Source organism: Bulleidia sp. HCP3S3_C9, assembly GCF_052064035.1.
In the GTDB taxonomy this organism is placed as follows: Bacteria; Bacillota_I; Bacilli_A; order Erysipelotrichales; family Erysipelotrichaceae; genus Bulleidia.
In genome coordinates this window covers 1-736 of the sequence record NZ_JBQHWJ010000127.1, presented here as the reverse complement: position 1 = coordinate 736, position 736 = coordinate 1, and the positions used below count along the sequence as shown (strand labels likewise).

1 protein-coding gene is annotated in these 736 nt (G+C 36.3%); it reads right to left on the bottom strand.

Going from position 1 to position 736, the window contains the following annotated elements:
* Window positions 1-736, bottom strand: a 736-nt coding sequence (locus tag ACTND6_RS11085) for a group II intron reverse transcriptase/maturase (protein WP_441045114.1), incomplete at both ends; no start/stop codon positions are given.

Genomic DNA, 736 nt, shown 5'->3' with positions numbered 1-736 from the left:
ATCTGATTCACTTTTGTAAATGTATAAGAAAGTGGTCTAGCTACTGCTGCTTTTCGTTGCAGTACTTCTCTGATTTTCGTGTATAGCTTTACTTTCCTGTCACTGCTAGGTTTACATTTCCAGCTGTCTTTATTTTTCCAAAATGTGAATCCTAGAAAATTACTATCGTTTGGTCTTACTACCTTTGTTTTAGTAGCACTGACCTTCAGAAACAGTTTTCTTTCCAGCCATGAGGTTACTGATTTCATCACTCTGTTTGCACTCATCTCACTTTTGACGAATATGTCACAGTCATCGGCATATCTTACAAATCGTAATCCTCTTTCTTCTAATTCTTTATCAAATTTATCTAAATAGATATTTGACAATATTGGTGAAAGCGGACCTCCTTGCGGCACCCCAATTTCTGTTGGTGATGTTAAACCGTTTTCCATTACTCCTGCTCTTAAGAATGAACGTATCAGGTGTAATGTGGTTTTATCATTTACCTTCTCTCTAAGAATTGAAATCAATTTATCATGATTTACTGTGTCGAAATACTTTTCAATATCCAAGTCTATTACCCACTCATAGCCTTCATTCAGATACTCTAGTACTTTATCTATTGCATCATGTGCACTTCTGTTCGATCTGAAACCATAACTGTTTTCACTGAATGATGAATCATAGATTTGACTGAGTACTTGTGCAACGGCCTGTTGAATTACTCTGTCTACTGCTGTCGGTATGCCTAATG